The sequence below is a fragment of the Dellaglioa sp. CoH-55-MRSF-6 genome (assembly GCF_056782215.1).
Genome location: NZ_JBXAYJ010000055.1, coordinates 1 through 259 on the forward strand (window position 1 = coordinate 1; position 259 = coordinate 259).

Here is a 259-nt window from a genome sequence, read left to right on the forward strand (position 1 = left end):
CTAAAGAGCAGATTCAAATGCTGAACGAGTTCGTCGTTGTTATGGAGGACTAAATGGGACACCCCCTTGAGGTGAGCGTGGCGGCTCTAAAGGCACTCGTCGCGGATTATGCGCTACGCACACAACAGGCAGAGCTTCTGACCAGTCGCCTTATCGATAGCAACCTCGATGACGCGGCCAAGATCGCGTTGTTCGAAGTTGTTCATAAGCAACTGGAGGCGCGTGCCCATGATCGGGCCGTTCATCAGCAGGCAGTTCT

General features: G+C 54.1%; 1 protein-coding gene. It reads left to right on the forward strand.

All coding sequences use genetic code 11. The annotated features are described in order from the left end of the window. Window positions 1-53 precede the first annotated feature (53 nt). On the forward strand, window positions 54-259 hold a 206-nt coding region (locus AC1RPK_RS07765; protein ID WP_481769358.1), incomplete at its 3' end, for a hypothetical protein.